This window comes from Rhodococcus ruber, from assembly GCF_027270735.1.
Lineage (GTDB): Bacteria > Actinomycetota > Actinomycetes > Mycobacteriales > Mycobacteriaceae > Rhodococcoides > Rhodococcoides rubrum_A.
In genome coordinates this window covers 37,762-52,949 of record NZ_JAPWIJ010000002.1, presented here as the reverse complement: position 1 = coordinate 52,949, position 15,188 = coordinate 37,762, and the positions used below count along the sequence as shown (strand labels likewise).

Sequence of the window (15,188 nt, the reverse complement as noted above, 5' to 3'; positions counted from 1 at the left end):
ACTCGTAGCCTGCTACGAGTTTCCGTTCACATGCGGCGCCAGCCGCTCTAACGCCACACGTAGCGGACCTGAGGTCGCCCGGCTTTACCGTATTCGGTGTGCCGGGTGACCAGGCCGTCGTCGGCGAGGCGCTCGAGGTAGCGCCAGGCCGTCACTCGGGATACTCCGACGACCTTTGCGGCCTCGGATGCGTTGAGGCCGTCGGCCGATTCCTTGACGGAGGCGGTGATGCCGTCCATCGTCTGCGGGGCAATGCCTTTGGGGGTGGAGACGCGTTCGTCGGCCGTGCGCAGATGTGCCATGGCGCGGTCGATGTCTCGCTGACTGGACGCGTTCTCGCCGGCGGGTAATGCATCGTGGAATTCGCGATAGCGCTCGAGCTTGTCGCGGAACGCAGCGAACGTGAACGGTTTGAGCAGATACAGCACGATGCCGTGCGCCACCGCCGAACGCACCACCGACAGGTCCCGCTCGGAGGTGATGGCGATGACGTCGGGGCTCGGGCGCAGGCCGCCGAGGGCCGCGGCCACGTCGATGCCACTCGCGTCGGGCAGCCCGATATCGAGCAACACCAGATCGACGGATTCGGTACTGGCGAATCTCATGGCAGCAGCACCGGTGTGCGCGACGCCGGCTACCTCGAAGCCCGGGGTGCGCTCGACGTACGTCTTGTGAGCCTCGGCGATCAGTGGTTCGTCGTCGACGATCAGTACTTTGATCACGACGTAGATCCAGGAATGGTGGCGATCATGACGGAGCCGTACGTCACCTCGGATGTCAGGGTGCCGCGATGGCGACCGATGACCTGAGTCACCAGGGCCAAACCCAGCCCGCGTGAGCCGGACTTGGTCGAGTAGCCGCGCCGCAGAGCCGCTTTCAAAGTCTCCGGGGGCATTCCGGGCCCGCTGTCCGCCACGCGGACGACAAGTTCGCCGTCGGCATCACGGACGGTCACTTCGACCCACGGCTGATCGGATTCTTTCGAGGCATCGATGGCATTGTCTATCAGATTGCCTACCAGCGTGACCAATTCGCGAGCCGTCAATACGCCTTCGTCTTCCATCGCCGTGTCGTCGGTGATGGTGAGTTCCACGCCCTGCTCGGCAGCTTGACTGACCTTGCCCAATAGCAGAGCCGCGAGCGCAGGCTCGCCGACGGCATTCATCAGCCGGTCGATGAGGGATTGCGAAAGCTCCAGATCGGCCGTCGCGAACTCGACGGCTTCCTCGGGTCGACCGAGTTCGACCATCGTGATGACCGTGTGCAGCCTGTTCGCCGATTCGTGAGCCTGCGAACGCAGCGACTCGGCAAAATTACGCACAGAGTCCAGTTCACCCATCAGTGAACGCAATTCGGTCTGATCGCGGATAGTCAACACATTGCCCAGTCGCCTGCCCTCCCACATCACCGGATCCTGATTGACGACGAGAACACGATCTTTCGTCAGATGCAGTTCACCGCGCACGATGCCGGTGTCCATCTGCTGCATCGACTCCGGCAACGACGCGAGCGAAACCGGGCCCTCCGGTAGGTCGAGGAGGCGTCGAGCCTCGTCGTTGACCAACTCGGCCTCGTCGCCGCGGCCGAAGACCAACAGCCCTTCACCGATGGAGTGCAAGACGGCGTCGTGATGCTCGTACATGGTGCGCAGCTCCGCCGGTGCCATGCCCAGTGTCTGACGCCGGAGCCGGCGGCTGAGCAAGGTCGATCCCACAGCGGCCACGACGAAGGCGGCGAGCACGACCCCGATGATGAGCGGTAGCCCCTGAAAGAACTGGTCGCTGATCTTCTGGCGAGTGACTCCGGCGGAGACGAGGCCGACGATCTCGCCGGACGAATCGGTGACCGGGGTGACCGACCGGATCGAGGGGCCGAGGGATCCGACGTAGGTTTCGGTGAACGTTTCGCCCTGCAGCGCACGGTCGATGTTCCCGCTGAAGGGCTTACCGATCAGGTCGATGGTGGTATGGGTGAAACGAGTGCGATCCGGAGCCATGACGACGATGAAGTCGACGCCCGTCACCTGCCTGATCTTCTCCGTCTCCGGTTGCAGGCGCGAGGTCGGATCGTCGGACTCGATGGCCACCGGCGTCGACGGTTCGTTGGCAATGCTCACGGCGATCGCCGTGACCTCGCGTCGGGTCGCGTCGTCGCTGTTGGAACGTTCGTTGAGCACCGTCAGGATGCCGCCGGCGAACACGACGACCGCCATGACTACGAGCTGCAGCACCAGCACCTGGCCGGCGACGCTCAGCGGCCGCTTCGAGGACACCACTTTCCTTTCGCACAAGAAACATCGATGTGAACAGAATGAACGTATAGGTGACTCCAGTCACTGCGTACAGCAACATCATCTCTCAGCAGGGGTGATGCACCTCACTCCAGTCCCGTAGTCACGAAGGCAGCAGTTCGACTCGCGCTTCACTTGAAACCAGAAGGAACACTCATGACTATCAGCACCGATGCTGAGCGGAACGACAACCCGCCCACCGAGCCCAAGAAGAAGCGCGACAGGACGCATTTCCTTTACATCGCGGTCATCATCGCCGTCATCGCCGGCATCATCGTCGGTCTGGTGTGGAAGGACTTCGCCTCCGACCTGTCCATTCTGGGCACGCTCTTCGTCAGCTTGATCAAGATGATGATCAGCCCGGTCATCTTCTGCACGATCGTGCTCGGTATCGGATCGGTTCGCGCCGCAGCCAGCGTCGGCCGCGTCGGTGGCCTGGCGCTCGCATACTTCATCGGTATGTCGACTATCGCCCTCGGTATCGGAATGGTCGTCGGCAACCTGATCAAGCCGGGTGACGGCCTGAACATCTCGCCCAACGACGCCGGTCTCAAGCTCGCCGACACCGCTCACGAGGCGGGCGGCACGATGGACTTCATCGCCGGAATCATCCCGACGTCACTGCTCTCCTCGCTCACCGCAGGTTCGGTGCTGCAGACGCTCTTCGTCGCCATCTTGGTCGGCTTCGCACTGCAGGCGATGGGCAAGCAGGGCGAAGGCATCCTCAAGGGCATCGGTGCAGTGCAGAAGCTCGTCTTCCGCATCCTGACCATGATCCTGTGGCTCGCCCCGATCGGTGCTTTCGGTGCCATCGCCGGTGTTGTCGGCAAGACCGGCTTCGACGCCGTCATCCAGCTCGGCACCCTGATGCTCGCCTTCTACATCACGTGCTTCATCTTCGTCTTCTTCTTCCTCGGCCTGATCCTCAAATTCGTCTCCGGATTCTCGATCTTCAAGCTGGTCAAGTACTTGGCTCGTGAATACCTGCTCATCGTCGCCACCAGCTCGTCCGAGTCGGCCCTGCCGCGTCTGATCGCCAAGATGGAGCACGTCGGAGTCGAGCGCACCACCGTCGGCATCGTCGTCCCCACCGGTTACTCCTTCAACCTCGACGGCACCGCGATCTACCTGACGATGGCGTCGATCTTCATCGCCGACGCCATGAACATGCCGCTCTCGATCGGCGAGCAGTTCTCGCTGCTGCTGTTCATGATCATCGCCTCCAAGGGTGCAGCCGGAGTCTCCGGAGCCGGTCTGGCGACACTGGCCGGCGGCCTGCAGAGCCACCGTCCCGAACTGCTGGACGGCGTGCAGCTCATCGTCGGAATCGACCGGTTCATGTCCGAAGCCCGCGCAGTTACCAACTTCTCGGGCAATGCTGTCGCCACCCTCTTGGTCGGAACATGGACCAAGACGATCGACGCCGCCCGAGTCAACGAGGTGCTCGACGGCAAGCACCCGTTCGACGAGGAGACCATGGTCGACGACCACCTCCCCGAGGACGACCGACCTGCCGACAAGCAGGTCATCATCGAGAAGAACGCCGCCAAGGCGTGAGGCCTGCCGGGCGACGCGCATCCCCCCGTCGCCCGGTTCGGAAAAACGCAAGTACGACCCCGCCACCAGCGGGGTCGTACTTGCTTTTGTACGTCGGTTCCATTCTGTCGGTACTCACAGGTAAGTTCGGGTGATGACTGAAGTTCAGAACATCGGCATCAACACGCTGGGTGGTGCGCCCACCTCGCTCGACGAGTACGCCGGAAGGGCCGTCCTCGTGGTCAATGTCGCCTCGAAGTGTGGACTGACCCCGCAGTACGAAAAGCTCGAGAAGCTCGCCAACGAATACTCGGCCCGTGGCCTCTCGGTCGTCGGAGTGCCCTGCAACCAGTTCGGTGGCCAGGAACCCGGCACCGCCGAAGAAATCGAAACTTTCTGCTCCACCACGTACGGCGTCACGTTTGCAATGACCGAGAAGGTCGACGTCAACGGTGACAACCAGCACCCGCTGTACGCCGAACTGACCAAGACCGAGGATGCCGAAGGCAAGGCCGGAGACGTTCAGTGGAACTTCGAGAAGTTCCTGATCTCGCCCGACGGCGTCGTCACCGACCGCTTCCGTCCGCGCACCGAGCCGGACGCTCCTGAGGTGCTCGCCGCGATCGACAAGATCCTCCCGAAGGAAACGATCGCCGTTTAGCTTCTGTCTGCATCGACTTCGAGCCTCGTTCACGCTGGTGTGCGAGGCTCGAGTCATGTCTGGACGCCTGATCGTGTCGGTGAGCGGAATCAAGAACGACACCTACGAGCACGCCGCCGAGTTCGCGCGGATCCTCGACGGACGGGGCGTCCCGTTGTCACTCCTCGTCGCACCGCGCTTGAAAGACAAATACCGTCTTGCTGCGGACGTGCCCACCCAGGAGTGGTTGCGGGCCCGACGCGACGGCGGCGACGCGATCGTTCTGCACGGCTACGACCAGGCCGCGACGAAGCGTCGACGCTCCGAGTTCGCCGCACTGCCCCGTCACGAAGCTCGACTGCGTCTGATGGCGGCCGACCGCGTGATGGAGCAGACCGGACTGCGCACCCGAGTGTTCGCCGCTCCGCGCTGGATTGCCTCACCCGGAGCCGTCGAAGCTCTACCCGACGCAGGCTTCCGAATGCTCGCCGCGCTGAATGGTATTCACGACCTCGACCGTGACGGCGTCCTCCGCGCCCGAGTCTGGGGAATCGGCGAAGGATTCAAAGCCGAGCCCTGGTGGTTCAAAGCTCTGGTTCTCGGGGCCGGCCGCACCGCGCGACGCGAGGGCGTGGTTCGTTTGGCCATCAGTGCCAAACAACTCGGTCGACCGGGGCCGCGACAGGCAATCCTCGATGCCATCGACCTCTCCCTCCACCACGGAGCCGAAGCCGGCATCTACGAATGGATCCCGCGAACCAAAGCCCGCGTGGCGTAACTTCTCGCTGCACCCCCGCCCCGCCCCGCGTTTTGGGATCAATGTGGGTTTCAGTCGCTTGGACTGCAACAAAGGCGCATTGATCCACACCGGAGCGGTCGTAGACTCGCAACAATGAGTGCCTCGACCGTGACCCTGGATAACATCGTTGACGCACATCGACAGATGCGTGAACGCAATCCGTTGGTGCAGTGCCTGACCAACACCGTGTCGGTTCAGTTCGTGGCAAATGCACTGTTGGCCGCGGGGGCCGCTCCGGCGATGGTCGACAACCCCGAGGAGGCGGCCGGTTTCGCCGGGATCGCCGACGCGGTTCTGGTCAACCTGGGGACCCCGACGGCGGCGCAGGTGGAGAGTTCTCGCCTGGCGTCGGCTGCAGCGCGGGAAGCGGGTAAGCCATGGGTTCTGGACCCGGTGGGGGCGGGCGGTCTGCCCTGGCGAACCCAGGTGGCGGTCGAGCTACTGGCCAACCGGCCCAGCGTCATTCGCGCAAATGCGTCCGAGGTCATGGGGCTGGCAGGCGCTCGAGGCGCATCGCGAGGGGTGGATTCGTCTGCACGAGCGGCAGATTCGGTCGATGCGGCGCGATCGCTGCTGGATCGGGCCGAGATCGTTGCAGCCTCGGGGGACGTCGACCACATCGTCGGACAAGGATCGTTGATGAAGCTCGGCGGCGGAAGTGCACTGCTGCAACGGGTTACGGCTACCGGGTGTGCATTGGGCGCGCTGACGGCCGCATACTGCTCCGTTGCTCCGAATGCGTTGATCGGTGCCGTCGCCGCGCACGCGCATGTTGCGGTGGCCTCGGAGATCGCTGCGCAGTCGACTTCGCGGCCGGGATCATTCGCAGTCGCGTTCCTCGATGGCCTGGACGCGGTGGACGAGTCGGCACTGCGGGAACTGGTTCGGCTCGACTGACGGGTGCAACGGGCGCTCCACTCTGCCGCGACATCCCCGGAAACCCCGCGGATCGTACGACGGGTGGAGCAAAATTGCCTGCGCCGGATAGGTAACGGCCCCTTGATCGAAATGTGATGTAACGGAACATGTTTGCGAGCGGACATACCTGGCGTCGGACAATACGAACCAGGCGGTCTACATGAAACGACTTCTACTCGTCACCATCAGTGCATTCGCTCTCGTCGCGTGCGGGAACTCGGACGATCCGGTCGCAGCGCCGGCCGCCATTGCGCCGAGTACTGTGCCCTCGGCAAGCGTCCAGTCCCAGGCCACCCAGCCGCAAGCTCAGGCCGAGGCGAGCCGGCCGACAGTCGGCGCAGGGGATGCGGAGCCGAGCGGGCCGATCGACTGGAACACCGAAGAGCTTCCCGAGAACAATTCGATCCCCGACGCGGCCGCGCCTGTCACCTGCCTCGACGTGTCGTCCAGCTCGGTGTCCGACGCTGTGGACTCGTTGCCTCTGGTATTCGCCGATTCACCGTGGGTCGCGACTCGCATGGGCGACCCGTGTGCGTCGTTCACCTGGGTCGAAGCGCTCCCGTCCGGCGCAACGGTGAGCTCGCCGACACATCTGCTCTTCTTTCACGACGCCGACTACCTCGGCACCGCGACGCTGGAGCCGTACGGCTTCACATCGGTGGCGGCCCAGTCCGCCGACACGATCACAGTGAACTACCGCTGGCCACTCGCCGGTGACGCGAACGCGAACCCGACCGGCGGACCGGCCACGATCGACTACCAGTGGGACGGAACGCAAGTGACCATGATCGGCACCCTTCCGCCCGAGGTAACCGGCTAGATCGAGACGGACGATTCCTCGGGAAGCTCGCGGAATTCGGCGTCGGACATGTCCTTGAAGCGGCCGTAGTACGCGCCGGTCGCCTGTTCGGCAATCACTGCCTGATGAATGGGGAACGCCATCTTCGGAGCCACCGCACGCAGGAACTCGACCGTCTCGGACAGCTTCGACCACGGTGCAGCGGCGGGGAGCGCGAGCACGTCGACCTGCTGCTCGGGGACGAACAGCGAGTCGCCAGGATGGAACAGCTGGCCCGGGTTCTCCGGAGTGCCGAGCAGGTAGCCGGTGTTGTCGATCTCCGGCAATTCGGGATGGATGACGGCGTGGGTTCCGCCCACGCCGGTGACCGTGATGCCGCCGACCGAGAAGGCCTTGCCTGCGGGAGCCGCCGCCCACTGGCCGCCCAATTGGCCCGCCGTCATCGGATCGGCATGCAGTGCCGCTCGCGGATTTGCCTCGACCAGAGCGGGAAGTCGTTGCAGATCGACGTGATCCGGGTGCTGATGGGTGACGAGGATGGCATCGAGCCCGGTGATGCCCTCGAACCCGTGGGAGAACGTGCCGGGATCGAACAGCACGGTAGTGCCGTTGAGTTCGACGAGAACGCAGGAATGTCCGAAGTGTGTCAGCCGCATGCACTCCACAGTAAGCGCGGTTTCGCGCCTCCCGCCAGGGCTGCGTAGACTCCCACCTGCCGGTAACTGTCTTGCTGTACGTATTTCAAGGAGCGCTTTCGTGGCCCGAGTCGTTGTCGATGTCATGCCCAAGGCCGAGATTCTCGATCCGCAGGGTCAAGCGATCGCGGGCGCGCTGGGCCGTCTTGGTATCTCCGGTGTATCCGACGTGCGACAGGGCAAGCGTTTCGAGCTCGAGGTCGACGACTCCGTCGACGACGCCGAGCTGGAGAAGATCGCGGAGTCGCTGCTGGCCAACACGGTCATCGAAGACTGGACGGTCACTCGTGTGTCGGTAGAGCCCGCCGCATGAGCGCCCGTATCGGAGTCATCACCTTCCCCGGGACCCTCGACGACGTCGACGCCTCCCGCGCAGTCACCCTGGCCGGCGGAGAAGCCGTCAGCCTGTGGCACGCGGACGCCGATCTGAAGAACGTCGACGCCATCGTCGTCCCCGGCGGATTCTCCTACGGCGACTACCTGCGGGCGGGCGCAATTGCCAGATTTGCTCCCGTGATGGAGTCCGTCGTGAAAGCAGCCGAGGGCGGTATGCCGGTTCTGGGTATCTGCAACGGCTTTCAGGTGCTCTGCGAGGTGGGATTGCTGCCCGGCGCGCTGACTCGCAACGAAGGGCTGCACTTCGTCTGCCGCGATCAGTGGCTGGCAGTGGAGAACACCGACACCGCATGGTCGTCGCGCTACGAGCCCGGTGCCGAGATCCTGATCCCGGTCAAGAACGCCGAGGGTCGATTCCAGGCACCGCAGAACGTGCTCGACGAGCTCGAGGGCGAGGGTCGCGTCGTGTTCCGCTACAGCGGCACCAACCCGAACGGATCTCAGCGTGGAATCGCCGGTATCTCCTCGGCCAACGGTCGAGTCGTCGGCCTGATGCCCCACCCAGAGCATGCGACCGAGCCGCTCACCGGTCCGAGCGACGACGGCTTGGGCATCTTCTATTCCGCACTGGACACGATCGTCAACGCCTGACCCCAACCTGTCGGTGGTCGGAGTTATTGTGCCGCCATGACACTCACGTTGGGCATGATCACGTTCGACACCACCGATCCGGGGCCGCTCGCGCACTGGTGGGCGACGCAGGTCGGCGGCACTATCGTGGAAGAGAACGACGGCTGGTTCTACGTAGTGGAACTGGCTGCCGCCCCGTACCGAATGGCCTTTCAGAAGGTCGAGGATCCGACGCCCGGTAAGAATCGCATCCACCTCGACATGACGACGGAAGACCTCGACGCGGAGGTTGCGCAGCTGGTCGAGGCCGGTGCGAGCGAAGTTGCGCAACACACCATGGGCGACTTCCGTTGGGTGACGCTGAGCGATCCCGACGGCAACGCTTTTTGCGTTTCCGGGTCGCACTGAGCATCGGATGCCTGCCCAAGCATGGGTAACTCTCGTGGTGGGCGTCCTCGCCGTCGTCGGAGTAGCGCTCACCGTCCGCCAGCGCACCGTCGCCGACAAACGCGCACAGGCTTGGCAGCGGATCACCTGGTGCCTCGACCACACAATGAGCACGGACGACGCCGAAGCTGCCCTGGGGTGGGATATCTACGGGGCGGTTACGGACTCCCCGCTGATAACCAGAACGGAGCAGGATGTCCTGGTGGCCCTTGCCGATCGCGCCTTGCGGCATGCACTGGCGCAACCCGATGAACACGAGGACACTGACAGTCGAGGCGATGAGCTGGAGGAGCTGCGATGACGACCACGGACGAACGCAAGATGAAGGTCGGACGGCCGGAGGTCGCCGCGGCGGCTGCTCGCGCATCGGTCGCAATCCGTGAACGCAGCGGACGTGAGGTGCCGCAGTGGATCCGTGACGCCGCAGCGGGTCGACCTACCACCCCGCCGCCCGAATAGCGCGTCCTACCAGCACACGAGCGCAGTCATGCTGCACACGCTCGCAGCTCCGCCAACGTCGACGCAAAGATGCCGGTGGGCTCGACCGAAATCCCGTCGAACACCTGGCAGTACTCGCCGTCTCGCCAGAAGAACACCGACGGCGACAGTGGGCTCGGCGTGTCACGACTGAACATATCCGCCAGATCGGCGAGCTCGGCTGCTGCTGCGAGCGCCACGTCGGCATTGCGCGGGCGGTGAAAAATGAACTCGTAGGCATTGGGAACTACGAACATTACGCCGTACAGACACTCGCCGAGGTGTGTGGAGATCAGCGTAGGCATGTCGGCGACCTTCGACGCGAGGTAGATCGAATCGCCGCTGAGGACCTCGATGTCGATGCTGTTTCTGCTGAGGAGTCGGCCGTCCTCGAACTTCAGCGCTGCGGTGTTTCTTCGGCCGGCAGCCCAGGCGGCGTCCATGTCTCGGCCGACGAGATGCCGATCGGCCAGTGTCAGGGCTCGATTGGGAGACGACAGATTCAGTACACGTCTGGGTGCGCCCGGTGCGTCGAGCAGCGGGACCGAGTAGTCGTATTCCGTCATTGCTTCGAGTGCGGACGGTGCGACGATGCGCTCGCGCAACCTCGACTGGAACTCGTCGTCCGACAACGAGGTGATGAACGTCGGGTCGGCTTCGCGCATCATCTCGATCATGACGTCGACATGGCCGTCGACGATGCTGTCCCATGCCGATCTGCTAGCCCCCGAGCACCGGGCGAAAAGGTTCTCCAATGGAAAGTGCGGGCCCGATCCCGCCGCCACTGTCGTTGCATCCACGCGGTGAACCGTCACCCCGCGCCGTCGGAACGCCTCGATGGTCTTCATTCGGACGATCGCGAATGTCGTTGCATGAACTGCGCCGTAATTCGGCAAGGATTGAAATTTCATGATGCTCCCCCGAGTCTGTGTGTGCTCTTGGTGCGTTCGACGCAGGGGCTGACACAATGGTTCCCATGCCGTCCAACGCTTCTGCAATCGGTCTCTGCAACTTCGTCGACGTCTCGCCGTCGCCGTTCCACGTCTGCAACACGGTCTCGGTGCAGCTCGAGGAGGCCGGTTTCGTTCGGCTCGACGAGATCGACGCTTGGCCGATCGAACCGGGTCGCTACTACTTGATCCGCGGCGGTTCACTCGTCGCCTGGAGTACCGAGAGCAGTAATTCGGGTCGTTCCGCAGGCTCCACTCCTGATGGCCCCTTCCGCATCGTCGGCGGGCACACCGACAGCCCCAACCTCCGCGTGAAGCAGCATCCCGATCTGCAATCGGCGGGCTGGCAGATGGTGGGTCTCGAACCGTACGGCGGCGCGTGGCTCAACTCCTGGCTCGACCGCGATCTGGGCATCTCCGGCCGGCTGAGTGTGCGCGACGGTAACACTGCCCGCGAAGTGTTGGTCAAGGTGGACGAGCCGATCCTGCGAGTTCCTCAGCTGGCGATCCACCTGTCCGAGGACCGCAAGGGCGTCACCCTCGACCCCCAGCGACATGTCAATGCCATTTGGGGCGTGGGCAATTCACCGAAGTCGTTCATCGCCTACGTCGCCGAGCGAGAAGGCGTCGACCCGGCCGCGGTACTGGGTTGGGAGTTGATGACGCACGATCTCGCGCCCAGTGCCGTCGTTGGCGTCGAGTCGGAGTTGGTCAGTGCGCCGCGTCTGGACAATCAGGGCACCTGCTACGCCGGAACTCAGGCTTTGCTTGCCGCAGTGGAGAATCCGACCGATGTGACTCCGGTGCTGGCCCTGTTCGATCACGAGGAAGTCGGCAGCATGTCCGATCGCGGTGCGTTCTCGGATCTGCTGAACACCGTGCTCGAGCGTATTGTGCTGGGAAGAGGCGGTGGGCGTGAGGAATTCCTGCGCACGATGGCCGGATCCATCTGTGCTTCAGGCGATATGGCGCACGCGACGCACCCCAACTACCCGGATCGGCACGAGCCCGCACATCGCATCGAACTCGGTGGGGGACCGGTGCTCAAGGTCAATCAGAACCTACGTTATGCAACGGATTCCGCGGGCGCAGGTGCATTCGCGCTCGCCTGCGATCAAGCCGGAGTTCCCTTGCAGCGCTATGTGCATCGCGCCGATCTGCCCTGCGGATCGACCATCGGGCCGATCACCGCGTCGCGCACCGGGTTGTCGACGGTGGACGTCGGCGCAGCGCAGCTGGCCATGCACTCGTCGCGAGAGTTGATGGGTGCTACCGACGTGAAGGCATACGCCGACGCGTTGGCGGCTTTCCTCGCCCCCGCGCAGTAGCCGTTCAGCCAGTCGCAAACGCGCGCGCTGAATCCCGCCACGTGACGCCGATCATCGTTCGGCAGCTGCAAACGCGCGCGCATTTGTCAGGTGCGCGTGGATTCGTGGGCTATTCCGCTCGCATCTCGCAAACGCGCGCGCGTTTGCGAGATCTCAGGGCTACCCGACGCCCCAGCGACCTAGACCGGATCGAGTTGCAGGCACGCATCCGCCGCGAGCCAGAACAACTGTTCGCGCACTGTCGTCGCCTTGGTCCAGCCGCGGTGGTCCCAGTCGGCGGCCAGGGAGTCTCCTGCGTACAGCAGTTGTGCGAATCGCACTCCGCGGAATCGGGCCACCGCGCAGAAGGCCGAGGCCTCCATGTCGACCGTTCGGCAGCCCTCGTCGACGCGGCGGGAAACCCGGGCACGGGTCTCGCGGTAGAGCGCATCGGTGGTCCAGGAGCGGCCGGTGACGAAGTCTATTCCGGCATCGGTGAGTACCGACTGGAGTACGGCGACACCTGCCGGATCGGCGTCGACCACCCGTCCCGGCGGTAGGTAGTGGAACGAGGTCCCTTCGTCACGCAGCGCGCTGTCGACCACCATCACGTGTCCCATGCCCAGATCGTCGGACAGGGCCCCGGCACCGCCGACGGCCACGAACTGCGTGCATCCCATCGCGATGGCTTCTTCGAGGAACAGTGCGGCCAGTGGCGCTCCGACGCCGGGATGGAAGACGGCAAGTTTCTGTCCGTTCCGTTCGATCTCGTAAACGGGGTGTTCGCCGTGCTCGGAGCGCATGACCGACACCACTCGGGCGTCGCCTTTCGCGCAGATGCTCTCGATCACCTCGGCGAAGAAACAGACGACGGCCTTCGGCGGTACGTCGACTCCCTTGGCCACCATCGACGGGTCGATGACGCCCGTTTCGTCCAGATCGTCCTCGGTCAGTGCGATGTCCATCAGGTGATGTTCGCACGAGGCCGATACGTCCGATGCCGTAGATGTCGGTGGCACCTTATAGACTCTCCCTGGCATTTCGCTCCATCGAAGGGACCTATTCCTCGTGTCCGCTAGCTCTGTACCCACAGACACTGTCTCCAACGCCGTCGCCACCCCCGACGTTGCGCAGCCGTACAAGGAACTCGGACTCAAGGACGACGAATACGTCCGCATCAAGGAAATTCTCGGCCGTCGGCCCACCGACGCCGAACTGGCGATGTACTCCGTCATGTGGAGCGAGCACTGCTCGTACAAGTCCTCCAAGGTGCACCTGAAGTATTTCGGTGAGACCACCACCGACGAGATGCGCAAGCCGATGCTCGCCGGGATCGGCGAGAATGCGGGCGTTGTCGACGTCGGCGACGGTTGGGCCGTCACGTTCAAGGTCGAGAGCCACAATCACCCCTCGTACGTCGAGCCCTACCAGGGTGCGGCCACCGGCGTCGGCGGCATCGTCCGCGACATCATGGCCATGGGTGCGCGCCCGATCGCCGTCATGGACCAGCTGCGATTCGGTGCTGCCGATGCACCCGATACGCGCCGCGTTCTGAGCGGCATCGTCGCAGGCGTCGGCGGTTACGGAAACTCCCTCGGCCTGCCGAACATCGGCGGTGAGACGGTGTTCGACGCCTCCTACGCCGGTAACCCTCTGCTCAACGCCCTGTGTGCCGGCGTCATGCGCGTCGAGGACATGCACCTGGCGTTCGCGTCGGGCCTGGGCAACAAGATCATTCTGTTCGGTGCCCGAACGGGTCTCGACGGGATCGGCGGCGTGTCCGTGCTGGCGTCGGAGACCTTCGACGGTGACGAGACCGGTGGGGGCCGCAAGAAGCTTCCCGCGGTGCAGGTCGGCGACCCGTTCACCGAGAAGGTGCTGATCGAAGCCTGCCTCGAGCTGTACTCGAACAAGCTGGTCGTCGGCATCCAGGACCTCGGTGGTGCCGGATTGTCTTGTGCCACTTCGGAACTCGCCTCGGCTGGTAGTGGTGGCATGCATATCGAGCTGGAGAAGGTGCCGATGCGCGCCACCGGTATGACCCCCGCGGAGGTGCTGTCCAGCGAATCCCAGGAGCGCATGTGCGCCGTGGTGACGCCCGAGAACGTCGATGCGTTCATGGCTGTCTGCAAGAAGTGGGACGTGCTGGCCACCGTCATCGGTGAGGTCACCGACGGTGAGCATCTGCAGATCACGTGGCACGGCGACACCGTCGTCGATGTTCCGCCCAAGACCGTTGCGCACGAAGGACCGGTGTACAACCGCCCGGTCCAGCGCCCGGACACCCAGGACGATCTGGTTGCGAACACCACGTCGTCGCTGCAGCGCCCGGAAACCGGGGACGAACTGAGGGCGACGCTGCTGAAGATGATCGGCTCGCCGCAGTTGTGCAGCCGTCGATTCATCACCGAGCAGTACGACCGCTACGTGCGCGGCAACACCGTCCTGGCCGAGAACGCCGATGCCGGCGTGATCCGAATCGACGAGAAGACCGGGCGCGGAATCGCTTTGGCCACCGATGCATCGGGCCGTTACACCGCACTCGATCCCTATCAGGGTGCCCAGCTCGCCCTCGCCGAGGCGTTCCGCAACGTCGCGGTCACCGGCGCGACGCCCAAGGCCGTCACCAACTGCCTGAACTTCGGTTCGCCCGAGGATCCGGGCGTCATGTGGCAGTTCCAGCAGGCCGTGCGCGGATTGGCGGACGGCTGTGTAACCCTCGGCATCCCGGTCACCGGCGGCAACGTCAGCTTCTACAACCAGACCGGTGCCGAGCCGATCCTGCCGACGCCCGTCGTCGGTGTGCTCGGCGTGATCGACGACGTGCACCGCCGCATCCCGACAGGCCTCGGGCTCGAGCCGGGCGAGACGCTGATTCTGCTGGGCGAGACCCACGACGAGTTCGACGGATCCATCTGGTCGCAGGTCGAGCACGATCATCTCGGCGGCGTCCCACCCAAGGTCGATCTGGCCCGCGAACAGTTGCTGGCCGACATTCTGCTGTCGTCCTCGCGCGATGGAATGGTCTCGGCGGCACACGACCTGTCCGAGGGTGGTCTTGCGCAGGCCGTGGTCGAAGCGGCCCTGGCCGGCGAAACCGGTTGCCGCATCATCGTTCCCGAGGGAGCCGATCCGTTCGTCACGCTGTTCTCGGAGTCCTCGGGTCGCGTACTGGTCGCGGTGCCGCGCACGGAAGAGACCCGTTTCACCGGTATGTGCACCGCCCGCGGTCTGCCGTGGGCGCGCATCGGCGTCGTCGACGAGGGTTCTGATTCCATCGAGGTGCAGGGGCAGTTCTCCGTCCCGATGGCGGAGCTGCGTGAGACGTTCGAGAGCACTCTCCCCAGACTTTACGGCTGACCGA

The 15,188-nt window shown here is 64.2% G+C and carries 17 protein-coding genes; 12 read left to right on the top strand and 5 right to left on the bottom strand.

The genetic code is table 11. The features are described 5' to 3' along the window. Positions 1-47: 47 nt before the first annotated feature. A complete protein-coding gene (locus O4220_RS04000; RefSeq protein WP_032376361.1) occupies positions 48-722 on the bottom strand; it encodes a response regulator in 675 nt (224 codons plus the stop codon). Further along, the gene (locus tag O4220_RS03995; RefSeq protein WP_269602965.1) at positions 719-2,212 is read right to left on the bottom strand and encodes a sensor histidine kinase; all 1,494 of its coding nucleotides are present in this window, start codon (positions 2,210-2,212) and stop codon (positions 719-721) included. The genes O4220_RS04000 and O4220_RS03995 overlap by 4 nt, the downstream gene beginning before the upstream one ends. A 234-nt stretch (positions 2,213-2,446) precedes the next feature. Here O4220_RS03995 and O4220_RS03990 point away from each other — a divergent pair, with 234 nt between their 5' ends. From O4220_RS03990 to O4220_RS03970, 5 genes are all read left to right on the top strand, one after another. Then, positions 2,447-3,847 (top strand): cation:dicarboxylate symporter family transporter, encoded by a 1,401-nt coding sequence (locus O4220_RS03990; protein WP_269602312.1) that lies wholly within the window; start codon positions 2,447-2,449, stop codon positions 3,845-3,847. A 130-nt stretch (positions 3,848-3,977) separates the two neighbouring features. Continuing rightward, entirely contained in the window at positions 3,978-4,487 is a 510-nt protein-coding gene (locus tag O4220_RS03985; RefSeq protein WP_420030309.1) for a glutathione peroxidase, read from the top strand. 55 nt (positions 4,488-4,542) lie between these two features. Next, on the top strand, positions 4,543-5,244 hold the full coding sequence (locus O4220_RS03980; protein ID WP_269602310.1) for a DUF2334 domain-containing protein: 702 nt from the start codon (positions 4,543-4,545) through the stop codon (positions 5,242-5,244). A gap of 114 nt (positions 5,245-5,358) precedes the next feature. After that, complete coding sequence (gene thiM / locus O4220_RS03975) at positions 5,359-6,162, top strand: hydroxyethylthiazole kinase (protein ID WP_269602308.1); 804 nt, start codon at positions 5,359-5,361, stop codon at positions 6,160-6,162. A gap of 181 nt (positions 6,163-6,343) precedes the next feature. Then, on the top strand, positions 6,344-7,003 hold the full coding sequence (locus O4220_RS03970; protein ID WP_269602306.1) for an LppP/LprE family lipoprotein: 660 nt from the start codon (positions 6,344-6,346) through the stop codon (positions 7,001-7,003). Here the strand turns inward: O4220_RS03970 and O4220_RS03965 are convergent. Continuing rightward, a complete protein-coding gene (locus tag O4220_RS03965; protein ID WP_269602305.1) occupies positions 7,000-7,638 on the bottom strand; it encodes an MBL fold metallo-hydrolase in 639 nt (212 codons plus the stop codon). The genes O4220_RS03970 and O4220_RS03965 overlap by 4 nt on opposite strands. 100 nt (positions 7,639-7,738) lie before the next feature. Here O4220_RS03965 and purS point away from each other — a divergent pair, with 100 nt between their 5' ends. The 5 genes from purS to O4220_RS03940 are packed head-to-tail and all read left to right on the top strand — an operon-like array spanning position 7,739 to position 9,549. Further along, complete coding sequence (gene purS / locus O4220_RS03960) at positions 7,739-7,990, top strand: phosphoribosylformylglycinamidine synthase subunit PurS (protein ID WP_032376367.1); 252 nt, start codon at positions 7,739-7,741, stop codon at positions 7,988-7,990. Next, positions 7,987-8,664 carry a phosphoribosylformylglycinamidine synthase subunit PurQ gene (gene purQ, locus O4220_RS03955; protein ID WP_032376368.1) on the top strand — a complete coding sequence of 226 codons (678 nt, stop codon included), beginning with the start codon at positions 7,987-7,989 and terminating at the stop codon, positions 8,662-8,664. The genes purS and purQ overlap by 4 nt, the downstream gene beginning before the upstream one ends. A gap of 36 nt (positions 8,665-8,700) precedes the next feature. Continuing rightward, the gene (locus O4220_RS03950; RefSeq protein WP_269602304.1) at positions 8,701-9,051 is read left to right on the top strand and encodes a VOC family protein; all 351 of its coding nucleotides are present in this window, start codon (positions 8,701-8,703) and stop codon (positions 9,049-9,051) included. Positions 9,052-9,058: 7 nt separating this feature from the next. Beyond that, complete coding sequence (locus O4220_RS03945; protein ID WP_269602302.1) at positions 9,059-9,391, top strand: hypothetical protein; 333 nt, start codon at positions 9,059-9,061, stop codon at positions 9,389-9,391. After that, positions 9,388-9,549, top strand: a complete 162-nt coding sequence (locus O4220_RS03940; RefSeq protein WP_269602301.1) for a hypothetical protein — start codon at positions 9,388-9,390, stop codon at positions 9,547-9,549. The genes O4220_RS03945 and O4220_RS03940 overlap by 4 nt, the downstream gene beginning before the upstream one ends. Positions 9,550-9,575: 26 nt before the next feature. On the opposite strand, the gene O4220_RS03935 is transcribed toward O4220_RS03940, so the two are convergent. Beyond that, entirely contained in the window at positions 9,576-10,478 is a 903-nt protein-coding gene (locus O4220_RS03935; RefSeq protein WP_269602300.1) for a hypothetical protein, read from the bottom strand. Positions 10,479-10,543: 65 nt separating this feature from the next. Between O4220_RS03935 and O4220_RS03930 the strand changes: the two genes are divergently transcribed. Then, the gene (locus tag O4220_RS03930) at positions 10,544-11,845 is read left to right on the top strand and encodes a M18 family aminopeptidase (RefSeq protein ID WP_269602299.1); all 1,302 of its coding nucleotides are present in this window, start codon (positions 10,544-10,546) and stop codon (positions 11,843-11,845) included. A 179-nt stretch (positions 11,846-12,024) separates the two neighbouring features. On the opposite strand, the gene O4220_RS03925 is transcribed toward O4220_RS03930, so the two are convergent. Beyond that, complete coding sequence (locus O4220_RS03925; protein WP_269602298.1) at positions 12,025-12,843, bottom strand: nucleoside phosphorylase; 819 nt, start codon at positions 12,841-12,843, stop codon at positions 12,025-12,027. A 49-nt stretch (positions 12,844-12,892) separates the two neighbouring features. On the opposite strand from O4220_RS03925, the gene purL reads away from it, so the two are divergent. Beyond that, positions 12,893-15,184, top strand: a complete 2,292-nt coding sequence (gene purL, locus O4220_RS03920; RefSeq protein WP_269602297.1) for a phosphoribosylformylglycinamidine synthase subunit PurL — start codon at positions 12,893-12,895, stop codon at positions 15,182-15,184. Positions 15,185-15,188: the final 4 nt, after the last annotated feature.

Coding starts and splice junctions, on each gene's coding strand:
- O4220_RS03995 (WP_269602965.1), bottom strand. CDS start 2,212: ATGGCGGTCGTCGTGTTCGCCGGCGGCATCCTGACGGTGCTCAACGAA.
- O4220_RS03990 (WP_269602312.1), top strand. CDS start 2,447: ATGACTATCAGCACCGATGCTGAGCGGAACGACAACCCGCCCACCGAG.
- O4220_RS03980 (WP_269602310.1), top strand. CDS start 4,543: ATGTCTGGACGCCTGATCGTGTCGGTGAGCGGAATCAAGAACGACACC.
- thiM (WP_269602308.1), top strand. CDS start 5,359: ATGAGTGCCTCGACCGTGACCCTGGATAACATCGTTGACGCACATCGA.
- O4220_RS03970 (WP_269602306.1), top strand. CDS start 6,344: ATGAAACGACTTCTACTCGTCACCATCAGTGCATTCGCTCTCGTCGCG.
- O4220_RS03965 (WP_269602305.1), bottom strand. CDS start 7,638: ATGCGGCTGACACACTTCGGACATTCCTGCGTTCTCGTCGAACTCAAC.
- purQ (WP_032376368.1), top strand. CDS start 7,987: ATGAGCGCCCGTATCGGAGTCATCACCTTCCCCGGGACCCTCGACGAC.
- O4220_RS03950 (WP_269602304.1), top strand. CDS start 8,701: ATGACACTCACGTTGGGCATGATCACGTTCGACACCACCGATCCGGGG.
- O4220_RS03945 (WP_269602302.1), top strand. CDS start 9,059: ATGCCTGCCCAAGCATGGGTAACTCTCGTGGTGGGCGTCCTCGCCGTC.
- O4220_RS03940 (WP_269602301.1), top strand. CDS start 9,388: ATGACGACCACGGACGAACGCAAGATGAAGGTCGGACGGCCGGAGGTC.
- O4220_RS03935 (WP_269602300.1), bottom strand. CDS start 10,478: ATGAAATTTCAATCCTTGCCGAATTACGGCGCAGTTCATGCAACGACA.
- O4220_RS03930 (WP_269602299.1), top strand. CDS start 10,544: ATGCCGTCCAACGCTTCTGCAATCGGTCTCTGCAACTTCGTCGACGTC.